This is a genomic window from Natronococcus sp., assembly GCF_047921035.1.
Lineage (GTDB): Archaea > Halobacteriota > Halobacteria > Halobacteriales > Natrialbaceae > Natronococcus.
In genome coordinates, this window is record NZ_JBLRWX010000254.1 from 1 (window position 1) to 583 (window position 583).

The 583-nt window shown below is 70.2% G+C and carries 1 protein-coding gene and 1 riboswitch; the gene reads right to left on the reverse strand.

Translation table 11 applies throughout. The annotated features are described in order from the left end of the window. The coding region (locus tag ACNA7R_RS20560; protein ID WP_416285388.1) for a sodium:solute symporter family transporter at positions 1-485 on the reverse strand (485 nt) is incomplete at its 3' end. Then, positions 475-583, reverse strand: a riboswitch (TPP riboswitch). This riboswitch is flagged as partial in the annotation. (Overlaps the previous gene by 11 nt.)

The window sequence follows — 583 nt, forward strand, 5'->3', positions numbered from 1 at the left end:
GCCGTGACCGTGACCTGCCGCGGAACGCCCCCGAGCAGCTCCACCAGCCCCCCGATCGCCACGAGTTCGGCCGCGACGAACACCACCATGTACAGCAGGGACACGAGCGTGACGAGCACGCTGGCGGACGGACCGAACCGAACCCGCAGGAACTCGCTGAGACCTTGTCCGGAAGGGACGACCCGCCGCAGCCGCGGTCCGACGAACGCGAAGATCAGGAACGGACCCGCGGCAGCCAGCGCGTAGCCGATCACGGGACCGATGCCGAGGATCGCGCCCAGCTCCGGCGGCGCGAACAGGATCCAGGCGCCGAGTCCCGACGCCAGGAACGACAACCCCAGCGCCACGGGCCCCTGGGTGCCGCGGGCGGTCGTGAACTCGTCGACGCTGCTGCCTCGACGTTGTCGTCCTGCCCGGACGCCGACCCCGATGAACGCGGCCAGCACCACGACGAGCAACAGCACACTGAAGGTTGTCGACACCATGACGCGCTTCCTCCGCCGGCATGACCCGGATCAGGTTCCGAGGTACTGCACCCGCCTGGTGCGCTCTCAGCCCTCGGTCCGGAGGGCTCCCTCGGCGT